The organism is Desulfovibrio sp. Fe33 (assembly GCF_028532725.1).
In the GTDB taxonomy this organism is placed as follows: Bacteria; Desulfobacterota; Desulfovibrionia; order Desulfovibrionales; family Desulfovibrionaceae; genus Pseudodesulfovibrio.
Genome location: NZ_JAQKGU010000004.1, coordinates 186,798 through 209,102, shown reverse-complemented (window position 1 = coordinate 209,102; position 22,305 = coordinate 186,798). Strand labels below are relative to the sequence as shown.

Sequence of the window (22,305 nt, the reverse complement as noted above, 5' to 3'; positions counted from 1 at the left end):
GTTTTACAATTTTGTAATACAGCAAAAGAAACCCCCAAAAACCGACCCATAGCATCCACAAATGACAGGAGAATTTAATTCTCGTCACAAGAAAAGGCCGTCCAAAAAACGGCTACGAAATGGTGGATTAGAAGACTCAGGAGGCGAAAATATCGTTCTTGAGCGCCATTCTCGACGCAGCGGAAAGAAAATCGGCTGGCGAAACTCCATATTCCCGGCAATATTTCTCAATTCTGCCCAAAAGATGAACGTGCATGACCATTTCAAACTCTTCGAAGTCGCTGCCATCCCCTTCAACCGAGATATTGATCGCCTTTTTGCCCTGGTTATCGGGTTGAGCAAGCAAAACCTTCTTATTCGTGGACTCGGGAAGGACTTCGCCGCCCTCAAGCCGCTCTTCAACGAACATCGCCAGAGCTTCGTGGGCATTATCCACGGCTTCGTCCAAATCCTCACCAAAGCTGGTGCATTCCGGGAAATCAGGGAATGTCGCGGAAAAGCCGTGTTTTTCCTCTTCGAACAACGCTACATACTGCATCCGCCGCCTCCTTGGGTGCAAAACAGGTGTAAATTATTGGGAATCGCCGGGCAGGGTCGCGAGGACGCGCTTGCTCAGGGGCATGTAAACCACGGCCCCTTCCTGGAGATGACCGGCCAGATGCTCGGCCTCCTCGCCCGTGCCGCAGAAAAGATCCATGCGCGTGCCCTGGATGGCCCCGCCCGTGTCCTGCGCAAGGACAAGGGAAAAGAAAGGCTCAGACCCGCCGGTTTCGTAGTCCATGAGCGCCGTCTGGAGAGCAACCACGCTCCCGAGCGGGATCATGCTCCGGTCGACGGCCACGCTGACCCGCGGGGTCAGGATGGCGTTGATGGAACCGAACGGCCCCTCGTCGGCCAGCCTGAAAAAGACGTAGCTCGGGTTCCGAAACAGAATATCCCTGGCTACATCCGGGTTTTCGTTCAGGAACTTGCGGATGCGCTGCATACTCATCTCCTCCTTGGGGACAAACCCCTTGTCGATGAGCACGCGGCCTATGGAAACGTATTGGCGGCCGTTTTTGCCGCCGTACAGGATATGCTTGTATGTGCCGTCGGGCAGGTCAAGCCTGCCGGACCCCTGAATCTGCAGAAAGAACACGTCCACCGGGTCCGCGGCCCAGGCGATCTCGTCGCCTCCTCCTTCCAGCGCGCCCAATCCGTCGATGGCGGAACGGTCGTAATACGGCTCGATACGGTCGCCGTCCACGCGGTAGATGAGTTTCTGCCCCGCCCAACGCGGGTGGAACTGGCCCAGATCGGCCACCTTGAGGTCGCCGGGAACACCGTACAACGGGTATTTGTAATCCTTGTCCTGGGTGAGGGAAGCTTTGAGCCAAGGCTCGTAATAGCCTGTCAGGAGCGTCCCGGGCTCAAGCTTGAACCAGGAAAACCGCTCAGCCAGCAGGTTCGGCGCGTGGTCGAGTTGATCGAGCATGGAAGCGAGTTCGCTCACCGAGTCGTACAACTGCCCCCAGGTCAGGACCAAACCGGGCCGCCTGACGCAGACCGCGTCCCGCGAACGGGTGCGGATGTAGCGCAAATTCGCCTCAATCCCAGGCCGTAGGGCCGTCCAGGAGCCGAGATTCTGCGCCTTGACCGAAAGTTGGGCCACCAGGCCGCGGGCCTCTCGCTCGCTCAGCGGCGCATAGGCCGGGGTCTCGGATACGGCGGCGGGAGGCGGAGGCGTTTCCTTGGCGCAACCGGCAGCCAAGAGCGTAAACACGAGAATGAAATGAACGAATAACTTTCGGGAAATCATTGGGCAGCCTCTTCGTGGTCATCCAGGTCGTCGGCGTATTCCTCCAAGTATATCTGCAACATGACCATGACAAAGCTCAGGATCAGCGGGCCGTAGAAGATGCCCAGCATACCGAAGGAGTAAATGCCGCCGAGAATGGCGATGAAGATGTAGAAGGTCGAAACGCGCGACGCCTCGCGCATGAAAATCGGACGCAGGATGGTGTCGATGCTGACCACGAAAAGTCCGCACCACAGGGACAGGAATATGGCCATTTTCCACTGCCCGGAAAGGAACAGATAGATCACGGCGGGCACCCAGACCAGGCCGGTGCCAAGCACTGGGATGAGTGAGGACAGGGCCATCATGCCGCCCCAGAAGAAGGCGGGAATGCCGGCCACGGCCAGCCCGAAGCCGCCGGCGATGCCTTGAAGGACCGCCACCAGCAGACACCCCATGAGAACGCCCCGCGCTACCCGCTTCAGGCTGTCGATGATATAGTCCTCCTGCTTGGGCCGCAGAGGCGAAAGCCGCTTGATGTAGGCGACCATTTTGGTGCCGTCGCGCATGAAATAAAACAGGATGAAGACCATGAGCAGGAAATGCAGAACGAGCTTCGCCCCGTCCCTGGCCAGCGATGTGCCGAAGGACAGCATGGATTGGGCGAACTCACGGGAATACTGAAGAATCCCCGCCTGAATCTGGACCTCGTCGATACGCAGGAACGGCAACTGCTCATGGAGCAAGGCCACGTATTTGTCGAGCATCTCAAGGCTGAGAAAGGTCTTGTAGGTTCCCTGGGCGATCCAGGCGTTCAGGGCGACGAGGGATTCCACGCCTTGGCTGATGAGGGCCATGAACAGAAAGGCCATGGGCAACAGCAGGGCGAAGATGATGATCGCTACGGTCAGGGCCGAGGCCACGGTCCGGCGGCCGTTGCACAGCTTCAGGACCCAGTTGAAAACCGGAGTGAACAGGACGGCCAACACCGTGGAGAATATCATTGTGTGCATGAACGGCTGCACCAGCGAAAACCCCAGGTACAGGGAAAACAGCAGGAGAATGATCATGAACACCTTATAGATGCCGCCATTGATCAGGGGAGTCGGTCCTTTGATTTCGCTCATACTCGCTTGGGCTCCATGGGAGGGAACAGCAATACAGGATATATTCCGTCTGCCAAGAAGGATTGTATGATTGCGGCGACGGTGTCAACGTCAACCGCCCGGCGCACGCGTCCGTCGGGACGGCCGGACGCCTTTTCCATCCCGCCGCGCCATGGCGGAAGGTTCGGACTCGCCGCCGAAAATTCGGCGTGACGCCCGATCCCGTCCGGCCGCAGCCCCTTATGACGGGAATCGCGCAAGCGGACACGCGTTCTCTTCCCCGGACGGCCGGGAGCTTCTCCGTGACTTCCTGAATATGGATTATGCGCCCGGGGGAAAACACCGATACAATTAATCGCGCATTTTCTTTTTCCAGCCCCTTCCCGAATGACCTCCGCCCTCCCACGGCATGGAACCGAAGCATCCTGACTCATATTCTGGGAATTAACAAAAATGCCGCAAAACATTCTGTTTGCATGATGCCGGACAAACTGCGGGAATGGAAAGCTCCCTTGAATTTTCCAACCATAGAGGCTATGGATGACTGTCGATCTGTGAACAAAATCGTTCAATGCAAAAACGACACAGACGAACCCGAGCCCTGGAACCGTGTACCCGGACGGAACCAGAGCGGCGGATATCAACCAACTTATGTTTCATTGGAGGAAAGGATGAAACGCATCATTACCATCGTGGCCGTACTGTCCGTGCTGCTTTGCGCCGCAATGTCCGCACAGGCTGCCGACATCGAACTCGCCAAAAAATCCACCCTGGAGCAGATCGTCCAGCGCGGCACCCTGCGCGTCGGCCTCGAAGCAGGCTACATGCCCTTCGAGATGACCGACAAGAAGGGCAACATCGTCGGCTTCGACGTCGACATGGTCAGGGAAATGGCCAAGGCCATGGGCGTCAAGCTCGAACTCATCAACACCGCCTGGGACGGCATCATCCCCGGCCTGCTCTCCGGCAAGTACGACCTCATCGCCTCCGGCATGACCATCAACCAGGAGCGCAACCTCAAGGTCAACTTCGCCACGCCGTACATCGTCGTCGGCCAGACCGCGCTGGTATCCGCGAAATCCGCCGACAAGATCAAATCCTGGAAGGACCTGAACCAGAAGGACGTCGTCATCACCTCCAAGCTCGGCACCACCGGTGAACAGGCCGCCAAACGCCTCTTTCCCAAGGCCACCTACAAGTCTTTTGAAATGGAAGACCAGGCCATGCTGGAGACCATGAACGGCAAAGCCGACGCCACCGTCTACGACCTGCCCATGACTTCCATCTTCTACACCCAGCACGGCAAGGAAGCCGGCATGAAGTTCCTGGACGAGCCCTTCACCTACGAGCCGCTCGGATGGGCCATCAACAAGGGCGACCCGGATTTCCTGAACTGGCTGAACAACTTCATCGTCCAGATCAAGAACGACGGCCGTTACGAGCGGATCTACAACAAGTGGTTCGGCTCCAACGAATGGTACAACGACGTCCAGTAACAACCGAATGATTCCCGGGGGCCGCTCCAAGCGGCCCCCGGTTTTTTTCGCGCATCCATCCCATCGAGCACGCAATGAATGATACCAAGACGGTCGAACCCAAAAAGGAATTCGACAGAGACTTGTTTTGGAAGGCGGCATACGCGGTCACCGTAGTCTGTGTATGCCTGGGCTTCTACTGGGCCACCACCCAGACCGACTACATCTGGCGCTGGAACCGTATTCCCAAATATTTCTACTACATCGACAATGTGAATGTGACCGCCGAGATTGAAGGCGAGGTCACATCCATCACCAAAAAGGACGACGACTCCGTGGTCATCGTCTCCGACGGAACAGACTCCGAATACTACACGATCCCCGGTTCCGACCTCCAGGTCGACGTTGGCCAGACCGTGTACATGGGCGACACCATCGGCACCTACTCCGAAGGCAGGATGGGCCTGCTGGTGGAAGGCACGATCATCACCATCGAGGTCAGCATCGTGTCGATCTTCTTCGGCATTCTCATAGGCCTGTTCACAGGGTTGTCGAGGATATCGACCAACCCGTTCCTGAAGATGTCGGCCATCACCTACATCGAGATCATCCGAGGCACTCCCCTGCTCGTCCAGATCATGATCTGGTACTTCGTGCTCGGCACGATCATCAACAACCTGCTGGTCAAGGCGGGGCTGTTCCAGATTCCGGAACTGTGGTTCGGCATCGCTTCCCTGGCCATCTTTGCGGGGGCGTACGTGGCCGAAATCGTCCGCGCCGGCATCCAGTCCATCCACAAAGGGCAGATGGAAGCGGCCCGGTCCCTGGGCATGACCAAGACCCTGGCCATGCGCAAGATCATCCTTCCGCAGGCGTTCAAGCGCATCCTGCCGCCTCTGGCGGGCCAGTTCATCAGCCTTATCAAAGACTCCTCGCTGCTCGGCGTCATCGCCATCCGCGAGCTGACCAAAGCCACCCGCGAAGCGGTCACCACCAGCCTGATGCCCTACGAACTCTGGTTCGTATGCGGCGTGCTCTACCTGGTCATAACCTTCACCCTGTCCATGTTCGTCCAATACCTCGAAAGGCGAACCGCGGAGGCCTAGTCATGATCGACGTAAAAAACGTACACAAGACCTTCTTCGTCCCGCACGAGGTCCAGGCCCTGCACGACGTGTCCTATCACATCAATCCCGGAGAGGTGGTGGTCGTCATCGGACCGTCCGGCTCCGGCAAGTCCACCTTCCTGCGCTGCCTGAACCGCCTGGAAAAGGCCGATTCCGGCCACATCATGATCGACGGCGTGGACATTCTCGACTGCAAGACCAACATCAACAAAGTCCGCATGGAAGTGGGCATGGTCTTCCAGTCCTTCAACCTTTTCCCGCACCTGACCGTGCTGGAAAATGTCACCGTGGGCCAAACTTCCGTGCGCAAACGCGGCAAGAGGGAATCCGCGGAAAAGGCCATGACCCTGCTCAACAAGGTCGGCATCCACGCCAAGGCGAACAACTACCCGGCCCAGCTCTCCGGCGGCCAGATGCAGCGCGTGGCCATAGCCCGGGCGCTGGCCATGGACCCCAAGGTCATGCTCTTCGACGAGCCCACCTCGGCGCTGGACCCCGAAATGGTCGGCGAAGTCCTGGACGTTATGAAGGCCTTGGCGAAGGAAGGCATGACCATGGTCGTGGTCACTCACGAAATGGGCTTCGCCCGCGAAGTGGCCGACCAGGTGGTGTTCATGGACGAAGGCAAGATCGTCGAAGTGGGCACCCCCGAGCACTTCTTCACCGATCCGCAGCACGAACGGACCAAGCTCTTCCTGAGCCAGATACTGTAACCCCTTCCGCCCGGCGGCAGAGGCTCCACAAAAGCATCTCCGCCAACGAGGCCCATTGAGCGGTCTCCCTGAGCACGGGAAAACAGCTTACATCGCACTGCAAAACAAGGCCGGAGGGAGAAACTCCCTCCGGCCTTGTTCACATCTCACCTCCACAATACGGCCCCTCGCCCGGATACGGCAACACCGACGATTCCGGAGTTTTTCCCATTAACGAAGGGAGGCAATTGCGAACGCGCGAGGACTGACGCCGAATGCGCTGAAGAAGTTGTGGAAAAGACGAGATAAAAAACAGCGGCCGAGAGTATCCTTTATTCTCCGCCTTCCTGGCGCTTCAGGCAGTCCTCCAGGAAATCGGAGAATTCGGAGAGCACTTGCGCGGGCGCATACTCCTTGAGACATTCAAACGTCCCGAGCTTGCAGACATTCCGGTTGCACCCGTAGCACCCCTCCCGCCGGATGAGACTCAAATGGTCATCGCCGGGGAATCGCCAAGCGTTAGTGGTCGCGCCTTGAATGGTCACGCTCGGCGTGTTGACGGCCACCGCGAAATGACGGGGCGAAGAGCAGTTGCCCAGATGCAGCACGGCTTTCTCCATCACCGCCGCCATCTGCCGCAGGCTCAGCATCGTCTCGGAAAGCACGACATTGTCGCCGCTCTCCGAATGAATGCGCTCCGCCAGTTCCTTCTCGCCGGGACCGTAAAGAAGAAAGACCTTCAACTTCGGGTATCGCTCCTCAAGCAGCTTGAACAGGCCCGCATAATGTTCCGCAGGCCACCGCCTGGTCTCGCGCCGATGGCTTGGCCCGACAGTGATGTACGGCACCCCGGACAGCCCTTCACTTTCGAGGAAAAGGGACGCCTCGGCTCGTTCTTCGCCGGTGAGGAAAATTTCCGGTTTTTCCTTGTCCCACGTGATCCCGAGGGGAGCGAGAACACTCGCCTTGGCCTTGGCGGCATAACCGGGCATCATGTCCGACCAGTGCGTATAGAGAGGTTTGTTGTACCACGGAGGGGTAAACGTCAATTTTACGGGAGCATGGGAAAACAGAATCACCCACTTGCATCGGGGAAGCTGTTGAAAATCCACTATCAGGTCATACCCGGCTCCGCCGACTTTCGCATAATAGCGCAGGGCCGTGAGAGGATTCTTCAAGGCCCTTTTATCAATAGGCCAAATCCGGTCCAGGTGAGGGTTGTTTTCCAACACCGGCGCGCACTTTTTTTCGGTCAGCATATCTATCTTCGCTTCCGGATACTTTTCCTTGAGCAGCCGGATTGCGGGAGTAGACAGCAGCACGTCTCCGATCTGCCTCAATTGACAGACAAGTATACGCTGCGGATCAATAGTGATGATATCTTCTTTCGTCATATAGCCCATAAGCAACAAACAAACTTCCCAAGCTATCAGGCGGAGGGATTCCGGGCTGATTGCGAAAATGCGTTATTGATCGGCACTCGTCACACGAATTTTCCAAACCGGAAAGTCCGTCCGAAAGTGTTCCCGAAAAGCGTCCGGCAGGGCGGAAAGGTCGCCCTCACGCCGCGCGGCGCACAATATCCACAATTTTTTCCTTGCTTACAACCACAAATTTCGGACGCAGTCGCATCCCGCGTAGCCGGGAGCAGGCTCAAAAAAAACGGTTCCGATTTCGATTCAGGAAGCGGCGGCGATGTCGAGGAACCATACAACGCATGTTTTTTCCCCGCCTCCCCTTTTCAAACTGTTCGACTATATTGACGAAACCGAAGAGCCCAAGGAATACATACCGACTCGTGGAGTTCGACTATGCCCTATAAAGAGCTCTCGGTTGAAACGGAATGGTCGGCGAAGAGGAGCGGCCCGAATGTCCTTCAATTATTTTGGAAGCGAGACCGGCATGGGTGCCGTCTCCACGGTCAGTTCCAAATCGCGGATCACTTGGTGGGCGGACGAAGAAGCATTACATATGAAGAAGAACGCGAGTCGAGGAAAGTGCAAAAATTGCCGATCTAATCCTTGGGGTCATCCTTGCGGTCATTCTTGCGGTCATCCTGGCGATTTTTGAAGGTAATGGACGCGAGGCAACCGGCAAGCCCGCCGAGAACCACGGCCTTGCCCGGGGCCATCATTCCCGTGAAGCTGAAGAGATAGCCGATGGCCGCCCCCGCAATGATGCCCTTGGCGAGGACATCGATCCACTGCATGAATTCTTTTCCGCCATCATCCATGGGGACTCTCCGCGACTGTTGCAAGGTTAGTGGTTGCCGGACGAGGCCAATGTCTTTATCATCCGCGTCCAAGCATCGGCATCTGACCATAAAAAAAACCGGAAGACAAGGAATACCGGGTCGTTCCACCCGAAGACGGGAAAAGCTTTTTTTGAGGCTTCTTGCTTGACATTGATTCTCAACATCACTATCACGAGGTTGTCCGGCATTGATGTCGGATGAAACTTTGAGGGAATCGTCATGCTCGACACCATAGTCGTCATTGCAATCGTTGCGGTTGCGGCCTTTTTCGTGGGGCGCAGGCTGCTGAGGACATTCACGGCCAAGCAACCTTCCTGCGGATGCAGCGGTTGCGGCCAGTCCGGCTCCTGCTCCGGCGGGAAGGACGGCCCGGGCGGCAACTGCGGTTGCGGCCAGCACTAATTTTTTTTGACCAACCATTGATAACAGTTCTCAACCAAACCGCTTTTCGAGGAAATACTGAAATGGCTCAAGACATGTGTTTACGCAAAGCCAAGGTCAACCAGAAACTCAAGATCAGGACAGTAACCGCAGACGGCGAGCTCGGCCGCCGCATTCGCGACATGGGGCTCATCCCCGGCACCGAGGTCACGGTCATCGGCAAGGCGCCCCTTCGCGATCCCGTCGCCCTGCGGCTCCGCGACTTCACCCTGACCTTGCGCAACAGCGAGGCCGACCACATCACCGTCACCCCCCTGGAGGACTAGCGCATGGGTAAATACACCATAGGCATCGCGGGCAACCCGAACTGCGGCAAAACCACCATGTTCAACGCCTTGACCGGGGCACGGCAACACGTGGCCAACTGGCCCGGCGTAACCGTCGAAAAGAAGGTCGGCCACATCCACATGGGGGAAGACTCCGTCGAACTCGTGGACCTGCCCGGCACCTATTCCCTAACCGCCTATACCCAGGAAGAGCTGGTCGCGCGCAACTTTCTCGTGGATGACCGGCCGCAGGCGGTCATCGACATCATGAACGCCGACGCGCTTGAGCGGAACCTCTACCTTGCCGTGCAGATCATGGAGCTCGGCGTGCCGCTGGTCCTTGGCCTCAACATGATGGACGAAGTGCGCAAGTCCGGCAAACGGATCGACAGCGCCCGCCTCCAAGCGCTTTCCGGTTGCGCCGTCATCGAAACCGTGGCCCGGTCCGGCCATGGTGCCAAGGAGCTGTTGGCCTCCACCCTCGAAGTGGCCAAAGAACAGACCGGTGAATGGAAACCCCTGAATATCTCCTACGGGCCGGACCTCGACCCGGTCCTCGGCCAGATGGAAAAAATCATCCAAGAGGCGCAGTTCTTGACCGACAAGGCACCCGCCCGCTGGACCGGAATCAAGTACCTGGAGCGCGACGAGGACGTCATCGTCAAGGGCCGAATGGCCAACACCGCGATCTCCGAAAAGCTTGAAGCCATGGCCGCCGAGGTTGCCGACCATACACGGAAGACCCTCAACATGCGGCCTGACGCGCTCATCGCCGACTACCGATACGGGTTCATCGCCTCCATGATAAAGAACGTGGTCACCTACCCCGCCTCCAACGCGGACCGCATCAGCCGGTCCGACAAGATGGACAAGGTCCTGACCCACAGATTCCTCGGCCCCCTGATTATGCTCGGCATCGTCTACCTCATCTACCAGGTGACTTTCGCCGTGGGCGAAATCCCAATGGGCTGGCTTGAAGCCCTCTTCGGCTGGATCGGCGACACCGCCACCAACCTCCTGCCCGAGGGGTATCTCCAGTCCCTGATCGTCTCCGGCATCATCGACGGCGTGGGCGGCGTCATGGGCTTCGTGCCGCTCATCATGTTCATGTTCCTGATGATCTCCGCGCTTGAAGACTCCGGATACATCGCCCGCATGGCCTACATGCTCGACCGCGTCTTCAAGATTTTCGGACTGCACGGCACCTCGGTGCTCCCCTTCATCGTCTCCGGCGGCATCGCCGGCGGCTGCGCCGTGCCCGGCGTAATGGCCAGCCGCACCCTGCGCTCGCCCAAGGAGAAACTGGCCACCCTGTTCGTGGCCCCGTACATGACCTGCGGCGCCAAGGTGCCCGTTTTCCTCATGCTGGCCGCCGCGTTCTTCCCCGAAGATTCGGCCACGGTCATGCTGATAATCACCCTGTCCGCCTGGGGCATGGCCCTGCTCGTGGCCCGGCTGCTGCGTTCCACCGTCATTCGGGGCGCATCCACCCCGTTCGTCATGGAGCTGCCGCCCTATCGTATGCCCACACTTCAGGGCGTGCTCATCCACACCTGGGAACGCACCTGGGAATACATGAAGAAGGCCGGTACCGTCATTCTCGGCATCTCCATCCTCATCTGGGCCATGATGACCTTCCCCGAGCTGCCCGCCGACCGCGTGGCTCATTATGAAGCGCAACGCGCCGCCGCCCAGACCGAAGAGCAGGTCGCAGAGATCGACAACACCCAGGCCGAGGAAGCCGTCCGCCACACCCTGGCCGGGCGCATCGGCACCGCGCTCGAACCCATCTCGGAACTGGCAGGCTTCAACTGGCGCGTGAACATCGCCCTGACCGGCGGCTTCGCGGCCAAGGAAGTCATCGTTTCCACCCTGGGCACCGCCTACTCCCTCGGCGAAGTGGACGCGGAGGAATCCCAACCGCTGTCCGAACGGCTGGTGGCCGATCCGGCCTTCTCCCCGGCCACGGCGATAGCCCTCATCATCTTCACCATGCTCTACGCGCCCTGCTTCGTGACAGTGGTCACCATGGCGCGCGAATCGAGCTGGCGCTGGGCCGCCTTCAGCGTGGTAGGCTCCACCGGCCTGGCCTACGTCATGGCCGTCATCGGATACAACGTCTCCAAGGCGTTCCTGTAACGCCAGGGAAATACGCTCACTCAAAGGGGGCCCTTCGGGGCTCCCTTTTTTTGCATCCGGCAATCCTTGCTACACAAAGCTCGGGAGGCTCCACGGATACGAATCGCAGCCTCTTGGACATCAAGCCACCGTCACATGCGGAGTGCGCGTCTCTTGCTTTTTGCAGCAATCCAATTTATGCGATGCACCATATAATTTCGAATTATTCCGTGCGCCGCAACGTAAACAGGACAATCCTCACACATGCCCAAAGTCACATTTGCCATTCCGTGTTACAATATGGAGTCTTTCCTCCCCGTTGCCCTGGAATCCTGCCTTGCCCAGTCCGAACGGGACATTGAAATCCTGGTGGTCGACGACGGTTCCACGGATCGCTCCGGCGAAATAGCGGATCGCTACTCGACTTTCGACCCCCGGATACGCGTCATCCACCAACCCAACAAGGGACTCGGCTCCGCCCGCATGGTGGGACAAACAAACGCCACCGGCGAATACGTCACCTGGCTCGACGCCGACGACTTCCTCGACATTCATGCCGCCCGCGACATGCATGGGACGGCAATCAGGGACGGCGTGGACGCCGTTTGCGGCAATGCCGTGGTGTTCTCCCACAAGACGTTCAATAGCCGCCAATACTTTTACAAGCCTGGTGCCTCGCATTTAACATTCGCCACCTCTCCGAAGTACTGGAAAAGCAAGGTCGTCTGGCGATGGATTTACAAGCTGGAGACCTTGAACGCTCTGGGCGTCCAGCATACCCACTTCAAAATGGGGCAGGACGTCTGTTTCAACTTCGAGGTGCTCCCGAGAATCAAATCTTTCTCCCAATGCCCCAATTTCTTTTATTATTTCAGACAAGAGCACAAACCATGCTCCACCAGCTTGGAAGTGCTCATGGAACACGAGTTGGGCCACTTCACCTATTGCAAGAAAATCTTATTCGAACAGGGACTCTACAAGCCTTTGGTCAAATACCTGCAGGAAAACTTCTTCCGGGACACCCGCAAAGCGGCCATAGCCATCGGGACCGAACAAGGACACTGGCGCGACCGCTGGCTTGAACTCGGACTCGAAGTCTTCGACAAGCTGGACCCGTCCTGGTTTTCCGACGAATACCTGCGGCCCGAGGTCAAATGCGACAATCATTTCGTTCCCCTGGCGCAGGCCCTGTGCGGCAAGGACAAACAAAAGGCCCTGGAAATCTTCGACTCCTACGCCTTCCCCGCCAAGCAACTGGTCGCCGCCGTGACCGGAGACAAAAGCAACGCCTTCCACTCCTGGCGGCGCAAAATCAAAGCCCAATTCAAACCGCTTTCCCTCAAGGCCCGATTCAAGCTCCGCGCCCTGGAGAAAGCCGCGGCGCAACGTTTGGCATAATTTCCACAAGGCGACTCGACAATTTCTTCTCCTCCGGCCGAATCCAGAACGGAGAGGGAAAACGACGGATGGCCTAGAGGCAACCCCATAGACAGGCCTTTTCTTTCCGGGGCGGAGGCTCTATTGTCCGCACGGCAAAAGGAACCCGATAATGAAGAAGATGATCTCCATATTAAAAACCATCTTCCGTGAGACGACCGACGCCTGCCTGCAGTTGTTCAAGGTCATGATCCCGATACTCATCCTGGTCAAGATTCTCCAGGAACTCGATCTCATCAAGTATCTCGCCTGGCCGCTTGAGCCCCTCATGGGAATCCTCGGGCTGCCCGCCGAGATGGGACTTGTCTGGGCCACAACCCTCATCAACAACATTTACACCGGCATGATCGTCCTGGCGTCCTTCACCGGCGAAGCCCCGCTGACCTCGGCCCAGGCCACGGTCCTCGGCGTGCTGATGCTCGTGGCGCACGGCTTGCCCGTGGAGACCGCCATCGCCGACCGCTCCGGCGCGCGCTTCCTTTTCCAATGCTGCGTGCGCATGGCCGGGGCGTTCGTCCTAGCCTGGCTGCTTCACCTGATCTACTCGGCCACGGGTACGTTGAACACCCCGGCGGTCATGCTCTTCCAGTCCGACCCGACCGCGGGAACGGGCTCTCTCATGGCTTGGGCGATCGGTCAGGCCAAGAATCTGCTGTCCATCTTCTGCATCATCTTCGCTCTCATCTCCATCATGCGGGTGCTCCGCGCCATCGGCGCAATCGACCTCATGAACCGCATCCTCCGGCCCGTGCTCAACCTCATCGGCATCGGCCCCAAGGCCTCGGCCATCACCGTCATCGGCCTGACCATGGGGCTCTCCTACGGAGGCGGACTCATCATCAATGAAGCGCGCAACGGCGTCCTGAGCAAAGAAGACGTTTTCTATTCCCTGACTTTCATGGGCTTGTGCCATTCGCTCATCGAAGATACCCTGCTCATTGCGCTCATAGGCGGACACATGAGCGGAGCGTTCTGGGGACGTTTGATCTTCGCCGTGCTGGCCATGGCCCTCATCGTCCAAGTCGTCCGCCGCGTACCGGAACGGGCCCGCACCGCCTTTCTGTGGGCTGAAAAATAACCCCGACAAGGAGAACTCCATGTCCGATATCCAACTGATCCATACGGATAAGGCCCCGGCCGCCGTGGGCCCCTACTCCCAGGCAACCGCCGTCAACGGCATGATCCACGTGTCCGGCCAGCTCGGCATCATCCCTTCCGAAGGCAAACTGGCCGAAGGGTTCAAGGCCCAGACCCGCCAGGCGCTGGAAAACCTGAAGGCCATCCTGGAAGAGACCGGTTCCTCCCTGGACAAGGTCCTTGCCGTGGACGTGTTCATCATGGACATGGGCCGTTTCGCCGACCTCAACGCCATCTACGCCGAATTTTTCACCGGCCACAAGCCCGCCCGCGCCGCCATCCAGGTGGCGGGCCTGCCCCTGGGAGGCCTGGTCGAATTCAAATGCGTGGCCGTCATCGACTAACGCGATCCGGCACGTTGCGAAAACTCTACTTGACAGGCTCTTCGCAAAATGGATACCTGAAAATCATGCACAACATCACCGCCCGTTTCTTTTTCTTTTTTAGCTTTATCAGGAACGCCTGCGGTCTTGGTGTGCGCTAGTCTTTATTCAATAGGGATCTAAACCAAGAGGCCGCGGGCATAGTCCGCGGCCTCTTTTTTTGGGCCGCGCCGCAGCCGAAAGCAACAAGGAGAAACGCCATGCATCTCGGAAAAGCCATTCGGATGGAACGCATCATGAACCGCAACGACGGCCGGACCATCGTGGTCCCCCTGGACCACGGCGTGACCGTCGGCCCCATCTACGGCATCGTGGACCTGCGCGAGACCGTCAACCAGGTGGCCGACGGCGGCGCCAACGCCGTGCTCATGCACAAGGGGATTCCCCGCTGTTCCCACCGCGCGGGCGGCAAGGACATCGGCCTCATCATCCACCTTTCCGCCTCCACCTCCCTCTCGCCGCACCCCAACGCGAAGACCCTGGTCGGCTCCGTCACCGACGCGCTGAAACTCGGCGCGGACGCCGTGTCCGTGCACGTCAACCTCGGCGATGAGACCGAACCCAGAATGCTCTCGGACCTCGGCGAACTCTGTTCCGAAGCCTCGGAATGGGGGATGCCCGTCCTGGCCATGATGTATGCCCGCGGCCCCAAGGTCGAAAACGAGTACGATCCCAAGGTGGTCGCCCACTGCGCCCGGGTGGGCGTTGAACTCGGCGCGGACATCGTCAAGGTCAACTACACCGGCGATCCCGAATCCTTCGCCCGCGTGGTGGAAGGATGCTGCGTGCCCGTGGTCATCGCGGGCGGCCCCAAACTCGAAAGCGAACGCGACCTCGTTCAGATGGTCTATGATTCCATTCAGGCAGGCGGCAGCGGCCTGTCCGTGGGCCGGAACATCTTCCAGCACCCGACCCCGGCCAAAATCGTGGCCGCCCTCAACAAGGTCGTCCACGAAGGCTGGGATGTCGACGCCGCCATGGAGCTGCTGTAGGCTAAACCGCCGAAGCCGGAAAAGGGGAATGAAGAAACCGTTGAATCGGGGACTTCATTCCCTTTTTTCATAACTTTCCTGTAGCCGCGCCTTCAAGCGGCAGTGTATGGAACGCTCGGTCGTTTTATTTGAAGCGGGTTGGATAAAAACGGATGGCGGGAAGAAAAGTCGATCGGGCGCGGCCTACGCGAAACATGCCTGAAAAGAGGAAAGACGAAGGACGCCTCCGCACGATTCCGGCCTGCCGGGGCATGGCCGGACGGGAATCAGCCGTCGAATTCCACCTGGACGGTGTCGAGATACCGGGCCAGGCTGTCCACATGTCTTTCGAGAGCGTCCGAATCCTGTTCGAGAGCGGCCAGTTCGATGTCATGGCCTATCCTCCCCATTCCCTTGAACCCGTAGCCGCTGCCGGTTCCGCGGGCGGTATGCCCCAGGCGGACCAGGGTATTGTAATCCCGGCCTTGCAGCGCGTCGCGCATCTGCACCACCTCCTGACGGCAGACAACGAAAAAACGATCCAGCAATTCTTCCAGGTCGGACGGAATCCGCTCGACCTCCGGGTATTCGGGCATGACATGATCCTCGGTGCAAAACGGTGCACCCGGTTGAATATGTGCCGATAAAAACGTAGGATTCGGCGAACACTAAGGACAGCCATGACGCTGTCAAACAAAACATTCAACACAAAGATATGACACGAACCCTTCTCTTTCTGGCCCTGCTCGCCCTGACCGCCCTGACCGCCCTGACTGCCTCCTGCTCGCGGTATGACGCCGTGCGTATCGCCCGCGCCGCGGCGACAGGCAATCCCGCCGCCGCGGCCGAAGCCCTGGCTCGGGACAAGGCCATCGGCTACGCTTCCAACCCGGCCGCCCTGGGCAACGACCTGAAGAACTTCAAGGAACTCGTGGAGACCTTCGTCAAGACCGTCGCCGGGGTCTGGGGCGAGGACGACGCGCGCATACCCGCTCCCAAACAGTACGTGAAATACACCGACAACTATCTCTCTCGGGCGAGCGTGGACTTCGACACGGGGCAAATCATGGTCGAAACCGTGGCGGACGACAATCCCCTCGGGAGCCTGCGCAACGCCATCGTCACCACCCTTCTCACTCCCGCCGATCCGCGCTCCGTGGACCTCTATTCGGCCAGCGCGGTAAAACTCGGCGAAACCCCCTTCCTGCTCGGCGAGGTCAAGGACGCGGACGGCAAGGACATCCGCTGGGAATGGCGGGCCAGGCAGTACGCGGACCATCTCGTGGACACGGCCTTGCAAACCCGCAAGGTCAAGGGGAAAACCGCCCGGTACGTCACCTTCCACATGGTCAGGGACCACCTCAATGTCCGCGCCGCCAAGTATCGGGAGCTGGTAAAAAGTACCGCCAAGCGGTTCCAGGTGAGCCGAAACCTGATCTACGCGATCATGAAAGTGGAATCCGACTTCAACCCGTTCGCGGTCAGCTCAGCCTCGGCCGTGGGACTCATGCAGGTGGTTCCGTCAACAGCGGGCAGCGACGTATACCGTTTCCTGCACGGCAAATCCGGACAGCCCTCGCGCCGGGACCTGTTCGAACCGCTCGCCAACATCACCTACGGCACGGCGTACCTCCACCTTCTCGACACGCGCTTCCTGGGCGGCGTCTCCAACCCGGTGTCCAGAGAGTATTGCGTTATCGCCGGATACAACGGCGGCGCGGGCAACGTGCTGAAGACCTTCGACGGCAACAAGACCCGAGCGGTAAAGAAGATCAATGCGCTTCCGCCCGCCGACGTGTACGGCACCCTGCGCCGGGAGCTTCCCTTCGCCGAGACGCAACGCTATCTTGGCAAGGTTCTTGAAGCCAAGAAACAGTTCGTCAATTTCTAACCGCCGCGCATCATGGACTTGCAGGAACTCATATCATCCGCCGGGGAGCAACTGGACCAGCTCATCACGCAGCTCTTCCCGGGCCTCTCCCCCGAACACCTCGCCCCGGCCGGGGCCGCACTGCTCGGCGCTCCAGCCCTCGCCCTGCTGCTCCTCGGCCTGCGGCTCCTGCTGCGTCCCGCCCGCAACTCCGAGTCCACGCGCACAGGCATCCCGCGCGTCCTGCAACACAAGGGTGTCGTCGTGGACATACTGGCGGGACCGGACGACGAATCCGTGGCCGCGCGCTGCGTGATAACCTCCGTAAAATCGAACCGCATCCGATGCGAAATCATCGAGCGGCTGGACGCCATCAAGACCAGGCTGGGCAATGATCTGGTCTGCGTCTTCGCCCCCATGAAAACGCGCAGCGGCCGAGTCAACTCCTTCACGGCGACCCTGCTGAAGCCGGATCACGGGGATCGGAAGACGGACCGCCTCATCCTGGCCGGCCCCACGGACTACGCGCTCATTCCGCGCCGCAAGCACCAGCGCAAGCGGGTGGCCGACCAGCAGTTCATCCGGGTCAAACTGTGGACCGCCTCCCCCGGCGACTCGGAACTGGCGTTCGAGGACGCGGCTCCGCAGATCGGGGTCAACACGTTCGCCCCGAACGGGCACGACCATAACGCCAACGCCGTCATCAACATTTCCGACGGCGGGCTCGGCCTGTCCGTGCTCAGCCGCCTCGTCCCCGAGAGCTGCACCGTGTCAACGCCCGTGGTCGTCAACCTGTTCATGTTCAATTTTCTGGAAAAGACGTTCCGGCCGTACTGGTACGCGGGCGAAATCCGCTCGCTCGAAAACGGCATCCCGGGATTCACCCGCATGGGCATCGAATTCACGGCCACCGCCGAGGCGGACCGGAACACCGGCCGCCTTCACTGGATCAATCTATAGCCGGGAAAAGGCTGCGGTCAGCCGAAAGACGCTTTCTGCGCGGTCGCCGCACGCAAAAAGCCCCGACCTGACGGCCGGGGCTTGGACTTTGTTCATCGGGGGAAAAATCAGCCTTTCTTGTTGAGAAACCGCTCCTTGGCGAGCCTCGACATATTCCCGGCCCCGAAGCTGTATCCGGCGATGCGGCGATTTTGCCGCTTCATGCTGGTCAAGTCGTTCTTCAGGGTCTGCCTGAGCTTCCTGGCCTCACCGGTAATTTCGTCGTGCAAAGATTTCATATCCACGAGCTTGTCGGCAAGAAGCTCCAGGTTGTCCTTGGAGAGGCCGCGAACGGCCGCATCCAGAACCTCCTCCCTGGACCGGGCGAACCTTTCGGCCTCGAACACGTCTCCGGCCACGAGGGAATCAAGTTCCCTGCGGCCGATGGCGATGGCCTCGTCAAGCATGTGCCTGCGTTCGGCCATGTCTACTTTTTCGCTTTGCGGATGTCGTCCCGCAGGGACTTGATGACCTTTTTCCATTTTTCCACCGCGGGCAGGAATTCGTATTCGAGCAGATCGGCGAGCAGAATCCAGTCCTCGTTTTCGAGCACGGTGCTCATCTCGGTAAACATGGCGTTGAATTCCTCGGCGCTCTCCAGGTAAACATGATTGTCCTTGAGGGAATACTCGTCGCGCAGGATGCCTATCATGTTCAGGAAGTTGCGCATGACGTCGATGAGATCCTGGTAGGTCTCCAGCGCAGCGGCGTCGTCCGCCTGGCGGAACAGCTCGGCCACGCGCTTGCCGCCCTCGCTCATGAGATTGACGACCTTGTAGAGTTCCAGGGTGATTTCGACGGCCATGTCCTCGGTGGCCATGGTCACGATCTCCACGGACTCGACCTCGGATATGTCGATATCCTCGGCCTGGTGGGGGTAGATCTCGGTGAACGGCTCCTTGTTGACCATGACGTCGGTCACGATGCGGTCTTCCAGATGGCCGTCCTCGACCACCTTGTTGAAGACCTGCTCCAGGTTCTCGAAATTATGTTCCCCGATATCATATTGTTTTCCATCGATGATGATCATGTTGACCTTCTCCTCCGTGAGTAGATAAAATTTGCCGATTGTACCGGTGTGACCCTAACGATTCAAGATTCATGCCGGTCATGCCATGTCATCCAGCAGCGCGGAAAGAAGCCTCAAATGGCGCTCCGCCACAGCCAGCAGGGAGTCGAGGTCGCCGCCCCGTCGCTGGCTCTCGAACATCAACAATAACGACAATACTTTCAAGTGATTGTTTGACGAAAGAATATTCTGCACCCGTTGCCATGAGGCCAGGAACTTGGTCTTGGCCTGAGGCCGTGGGTTCACCCGCAGGAGCGCGCCCTGTCTGGTGAGCAGGAAAAGCATGTCCCTGGCGCTCGTCAAAGTTTTGGACAAGTCCGACTTGAAGGCCGGACCGAGCCGAAGTCCAAGGCCGGTCCGCACGGCATCGCCGCCGTCCAGGAAGGAACGGAAATGCGCCCGCTGAAGCCCTATCCACACGGCCCTGTCCGTGGCGTCGTGGCCGGAAAGTGATTCGAGTTCCATGAACCCGTCGTAGCCGGTCCTCGTGCGCCACAGGCGCGAGCCCGGCGCGGGCTTCGGTTCGCAGCCGCGCAACAGGGATGCGGCGCAGGCATACATCGCCTCCGGGGTGACGGCCCTGCGGCACGCCTCCCCGGTGGCGCAGGCTTCGCCGAATTCGCAAGGATGGCAGTCCATGTCCGGCTCCAGACAGATATCGCCCGCCCGGTACGGGCCCGTATCCCAGGGTTGGGCCGTGGCCAGAAAGACCGCGCACAGAGGCACGTCCAGTCCGGCGGCCAGATGCATGGTCCCCGTGTCGTTGGTCAAAAGCAGCCTGCAACGGGTCAGGACGGCGGCCAGTTCGGTCAAGGAAGTTCGGCCGACGCAGTCCACAAAGGGAAAATCCGAACCTGCGGCAAAACGTTCCGCCAATCCCCTCTCGCCTTTGGTCCCGAGCAGCACCGGCGTCAGGCCGTCACGCTCAGAAAGCAGCCGGGCCGTATTAATGAAATGGTCCACAGGCCAACGGCGACGGTCTTCGCTGGCTCCCAACTGCACGGCGGCGAAGCCTCCCGGCCCCTCCCGGCCCGCAAGCAATTCGTCGGCCCGGGCAAACGCCTGCCCATCCGGCCTGGCCAGGGAGGATTCGTTCCCCTCGCGGCCGAGCCCGGCGGCCCGGCGAAAAAGGTCGCAAACGTTGAACGGGCTGGCTCCACGATTGGCCCCGGCCATTTGCAAAAATGCGGCCCAGGATGAAGTATCCGCGTTGAAGCCGAATTCGTCCACGGTGAAACCGGTGGTACGCCCGGATTCCGGCGTCAGGGCATAGGCAAGCAACCGGGAGGAAACCGACGGCGTCAGGTTGACGGTCTCGTCCGGCGGGAACCCGGCGAACACGCTCCGCCTGAACTCGGCGGCATCCCGTACGGCCAGACGCCAATCGGCGTCCAGCTCCGCGAGCAGCGCCGCGCCGGAAAGGGGAAATACCCGGTCCACGCCTTCGAGCAGGCGGGCCGCCGGAGCGAAGTTGGCCAGGCAGACCAGCCCCACGGCATGGCCCCGGCTCTTGAAACCGGCGATCACGGGCTGGGTCTGGATGAGATCACCAAAGCGGGTCAAATTGACAATCAAAACATTCACGAACCAAATCCTCGGGCATAACAGGGTGCGCCGTCGAAAAATCGCCGGACGGGAAGGACATTGCAAAAAGGGAGCCGAATCAAAGGCCGGAACCGGCCTGGACCAGTCTGACGAATTTCTCCACCGCATGGATGGCGGCCTTGAGCCGGAGCTGCTCGATCCGATCCAATGCTGTGGGATTCACATAGTTGTGGGGCGGCAATCCGTTCCGGTCGCAGTCCAGCCCGATATCGAGCCGCTTGCGCTGGAGATATTCCCAGCCGTCCAAGAGAGAACTGCCGTGATTGGCGGCGATGTGCCCGGCATCGGCCAAGGCCCGGATGCGGTCGCAGGTATTATGCGGGCGAACGCCGTGCTTGAGCGCAAGGATGCGCGCGCTGTTGGTCAGATGAGCCAGGACTGAATTTTTGATGTTCAGCCAGCCGTGCCACGGCCCTTCCCGCTCGGTGATAAACGCCCCGAACAGGGTCAGGGGCAGGCGGTAGGCCGTCAGTTCACTGACCAGCAGAGACAGCGCGATAGGCTTGGTGCGCACGTGCTCCCACAACCTCTCGCGCAGCCGCCCGACCTCCTCCTCCGCGCCGAACACCGGCTGGAAATCGAGGATCAGGCCGGACTGCCACGGTCCCTTCTCGGCGGGATTGGAAAGCCAGCCGGTCAACCTGGACAGCCATGTGTCGAAGTCGCCGCGCCACTCGGCGTTGCTGACCATGACCCCGCCGTCGCACAGGGGCAGCCCCGCGCCGTCCAGAGCCATGACAATGGATTGGGTACAGTCGTCCACCTCGCCCTCGTCCACCTTGACGGGAATGAGCAGCCCGTTGTCCTGGTCGGAGCCGAGCACCATCTCCCCGCGGCCGCCCGAGCCGAACTCCATGAAGGTGCACTGCGAAAGCCATGGAAACTCCAGGGCATGAGCTTCCAGCACGGCGGAGGCCACTTCTCGGTTGAATAGGGTCAGCCGCTTGCAGGTCTCCTCGGCGGACATCCCATGGTCGAGCCATTCCCCGACGAGATCAAGCCGGGTCCGGCCGAGGCCGGTCAGCTTGCCCTCGCGCGCCATGACGCGCAATTCGGCGAAAAGGCCGTCCGGGACGCCCGATTCGCCGTTCACGGGGATTTCTCCGTTCAAAATCATGTCCAACCTCACGCTCCGTGGCCGAAAGGCCGACCGTTGACCGGAAGAAACCGTCCGTTCGCCGCAGACACGAAAAGCCCGAATCCCGCGACCGTCCGGGTTCGACCGCTTACCTGAAAAGGTGTGCTTGTCTCTGTTTACCTACTTTAAAAGGGCATCAACGGCAAACTTTCAACCGTATCGGGGGTACAAAAATGGATCAGATCGAAAGGATCAGAAAACGGCAACTTCAGTTCGCCCTGGGCGTGGGCGTGCCCTACTTCGCCTTCGTCATCGGCATTTTCCTGCTCGTCTATCTGGCGGGGGCATGGGCGGCCGGAGTATCCATCCTCGGCTTCCCCCTGCACTATTGGCTGGTGGCCGTCGCCATCTATCCCATCACCTGGGGACTGTTCATCTGGTACGTGGGCAAGGCCAACCGGATCGAAGACGAAATAGCCGAAACCATCGAAGGAGAATAA

Annotated in this window: 24 protein-coding genes; 14 read left to right on the top strand and 10 right to left on the bottom strand. The window is 59.5% G+C overall.

Going from position 1 to position 22,305, the window contains the following annotated elements; genetic code table 11:
- Positions 1-136: 136 nt before the first annotated feature.
- The 3 genes from PSN43_RS07955 to PSN43_RS07945 are packed head-to-tail and all read right to left on the bottom strand — an operon-like array spanning position 137 to position 2,904.
- A complete protein-coding gene (locus tag PSN43_RS07955) occupies positions 137-538 on the bottom strand; it encodes a type II toxin-antitoxin system HicB family antitoxin (RefSeq protein WP_272700192.1) in 402 nt (133 codons plus the stop codon).
- A 33-nt stretch (positions 539-571) separates the two neighbouring features.
- On the bottom strand, positions 572-1,762 hold the full coding sequence (gene mltA, locus PSN43_RS07950; protein ID WP_272700191.1) for a murein transglycosylase A: 1,191 nt from the start codon (positions 1,760-1,762) through the stop codon (positions 572-574).
- A 32-nt stretch (positions 1,763-1,794) separates the two neighbouring features.
- Positions 1,795-2,904 (bottom strand): AI-2E family transporter, encoded by a 1,110-nt coding sequence (locus PSN43_RS07945; protein WP_272700190.1) that lies wholly within the window; start codon positions 2,902-2,904, stop codon positions 1,795-1,797.
- 650 nt (positions 2,905-3,554) lie between these two features.
- Between PSN43_RS07945 and PSN43_RS07940 the strand changes: the two genes are divergently transcribed.
- The 3 genes from PSN43_RS07940 to PSN43_RS07930 all read left to right on the top strand — a co-directional run bounded on the left by PSN43_RS07940 (position 3,555) and on the right by PSN43_RS07930 (position 6,198).
- A complete protein-coding gene (locus PSN43_RS07940; RefSeq protein WP_272700189.1) occupies positions 3,555-4,379 on the top strand; it encodes a transporter substrate-binding domain-containing protein in 825 nt (274 codons plus the stop codon).
- Positions 4,380-4,453: 74 nt separating this feature from the next.
- Entirely contained in the window at positions 4,454-5,464 is a 1,011-nt protein-coding gene (locus PSN43_RS07935) for an amino acid ABC transporter permease (RefSeq protein WP_272700188.1), read from the top strand.
- A gap of 2 nt (positions 5,465-5,466) precedes the next feature.
- Entirely contained in the window at positions 5,467-6,198 is a 732-nt protein-coding gene (locus tag PSN43_RS07930) for an amino acid ABC transporter ATP-binding protein (RefSeq protein ID WP_272700187.1), read from the top strand.
- 311 nt (positions 6,199-6,509) lie between these two features.
- Here PSN43_RS07930 and PSN43_RS07925 read toward each other — a convergent pair whose 3' ends face one another.
- Positions 6,510-7,256 (bottom strand): glycosyltransferase family 9 protein, encoded by a 747-nt coding sequence (locus PSN43_RS07925; RefSeq protein ID WP_272700186.1) that lies wholly within the window; start codon positions 7,254-7,256, stop codon positions 6,510-6,512.
- Between PSN43_RS07925 and PSN43_RS07920 the strand changes: the two genes are divergently transcribed.
- On the top strand, positions 7,239-7,940 hold the full coding sequence (locus tag PSN43_RS07920) for a hypothetical protein (RefSeq protein WP_272700185.1): 702 nt from the start codon (positions 7,239-7,241) through the stop codon (positions 7,938-7,940). The two genes, PSN43_RS07925 and PSN43_RS07920, sit on opposite strands and share 18 nt — an antisense overlap.
- Before the next feature lie 251 nt (positions 7,941-8,191).
- Here the strand turns inward: PSN43_RS07920 and PSN43_RS07915 are convergent, their stop codons facing one another.
- On the bottom strand, positions 8,192-8,410 hold the full coding sequence (locus tag PSN43_RS07915; protein ID WP_272700184.1) for a hypothetical protein: 219 nt from the start codon (positions 8,408-8,410) through the stop codon (positions 8,192-8,194).
- 240 nt (positions 8,411-8,650) lie between these two features.
- Between PSN43_RS07915 and PSN43_RS07910 the strand changes: the two genes are divergently transcribed.
- The 7 genes from PSN43_RS07910 (at position 8,651) to PSN43_RS07880 (ending at position 15,205) form a co-directional block, all read left to right on the top strand.
- Positions 8,651-8,833, top strand: a complete 183-nt coding sequence (locus tag PSN43_RS07910) for a FeoB-associated Cys-rich membrane protein (protein WP_272700183.1) — start codon at positions 8,651-8,653, stop codon at positions 8,831-8,833.
- A gap of 62 nt (positions 8,834-8,895) precedes the next feature.
- Positions 8,896-9,138, top strand: a complete 243-nt coding sequence (locus PSN43_RS07905) for a FeoA family protein (protein WP_207259712.1) — start codon at positions 8,896-8,898, stop codon at positions 9,136-9,138.
- Positions 9,139-9,141: 3 nt separating this feature from the next.
- Positions 9,142-11,277, top strand: a complete 2,136-nt coding sequence (feoB, locus tag PSN43_RS07900; protein ID WP_272700182.1) for a ferrous iron transport protein B — start codon at positions 9,142-9,144, stop codon at positions 11,275-11,277.
- 243 nt (positions 11,278-11,520) lie between these two features.
- On the top strand, positions 11,521-12,654 hold the full coding sequence (locus tag PSN43_RS07895) for a glycosyltransferase family 2 protein (RefSeq protein ID WP_272700181.1): 1,134 nt from the start codon (positions 11,521-11,523) through the stop codon (positions 12,652-12,654).
- Positions 12,655-12,805: 151 nt separating this feature from the next.
- Positions 12,806-13,771: a nucleoside recognition domain-containing protein gene (locus tag PSN43_RS07890; RefSeq protein ID WP_272700180.1), complete on the top strand. Its 966-nt coding sequence runs from the start codon at positions 12,806-12,808 to the stop codon at positions 13,769-13,771.
- A gap of 19 nt (positions 13,772-13,790) precedes the next feature.
- Positions 13,791-14,174 (top strand): Rid family detoxifying hydrolase, encoded by a 384-nt coding sequence (locus tag PSN43_RS07885; RefSeq protein WP_272700179.1) that lies wholly within the window; start codon positions 13,791-13,793, stop codon positions 14,172-14,174.
- 239 nt (positions 14,175-14,413) lie between these two features.
- Positions 14,414-15,205, top strand: a complete 792-nt coding sequence (locus PSN43_RS07880) for a 2-amino-3,7-dideoxy-D-threo-hept-6-ulosonate synthase (protein WP_272700178.1) — start codon at positions 14,414-14,416, stop codon at positions 15,203-15,205.
- A 266-nt stretch (positions 15,206-15,471) separates the two neighbouring features.
- On the opposite strand, the gene PSN43_RS07875 is transcribed toward PSN43_RS07880, so the two are convergent.
- Positions 15,472-15,780 (bottom strand): Hpt domain-containing protein, encoded by a 309-nt coding sequence (locus PSN43_RS07875; protein ID WP_272700177.1) that lies wholly within the window; start codon positions 15,778-15,780, stop codon positions 15,472-15,474.
- Between the two features lie 119 nt (positions 15,781-15,899).
- Here PSN43_RS07875 and mltC point away from each other — a divergent pair, with 119 nt between their 5' ends.
- Together mltC and PSN43_RS07865 are read left to right on the top strand one after the other, a co-directional pair.
- The gene (gene mltC / locus PSN43_RS07870; protein ID WP_272700176.1) at positions 15,900-17,075 is read left to right on the top strand and encodes a membrane-bound lytic murein transglycosylase MltC; all 1,176 of its coding nucleotides are present in this window, start codon (positions 15,900-15,902) and stop codon (positions 17,073-17,075) included.
- 12 nt (positions 17,076-17,087) lie between these two features.
- Positions 17,088-18,014: a hypothetical protein gene (locus PSN43_RS07865; protein WP_272700175.1), complete on the top strand. Its 927-nt coding sequence runs from the start codon at positions 17,088-17,090 to the stop codon at positions 18,012-18,014.
- 107 nt (positions 18,015-18,121) lie between these two features.
- Here PSN43_RS07865 and PSN43_RS07860 read toward each other — a convergent pair whose 3' ends face one another.
- The 4 genes from PSN43_RS07860 to PSN43_RS07845 form a co-directional block, all read right to left on the bottom strand.
- The gene (locus PSN43_RS07860) at positions 18,122-18,478 is read right to left on the bottom strand and encodes a hypothetical protein (RefSeq protein WP_272700174.1); all 357 of its coding nucleotides are present in this window, start codon (positions 18,476-18,478) and stop codon (positions 18,122-18,124) included.
- Positions 18,479-18,480: 2 nt separating this feature from the next.
- Complete coding sequence (locus PSN43_RS07855; RefSeq protein WP_272700173.1) at positions 18,481-19,083, bottom strand: hypothetical protein; 603 nt, start codon at positions 19,081-19,083, stop codon at positions 18,481-18,483.
- Positions 19,084-19,161: 78 nt separating this feature from the next.
- Positions 19,162-20,706, bottom strand: a complete 1,545-nt coding sequence (locus PSN43_RS07850; protein WP_272700172.1) for a glycosyltransferase family 9 protein — start codon at positions 20,704-20,706, stop codon at positions 19,162-19,164.
- A gap of 79 nt (positions 20,707-20,785) precedes the next feature.
- Positions 20,786-21,844, bottom strand: a complete 1,059-nt coding sequence (locus PSN43_RS07845; RefSeq protein WP_272700171.1) for a putative nucleotidyltransferase substrate binding domain-containing protein — start codon at positions 21,842-21,844, stop codon at positions 20,786-20,788.
- Positions 21,845-22,038: 194 nt separating this feature from the next.
- Between PSN43_RS07845 and PSN43_RS07840 the strand changes: the two genes are divergently transcribed.
- A complete protein-coding gene (locus PSN43_RS07840; RefSeq protein WP_272700170.1) occupies positions 22,039-22,305 on the top strand; it encodes a hypothetical protein in 267 nt (88 codons plus the stop codon).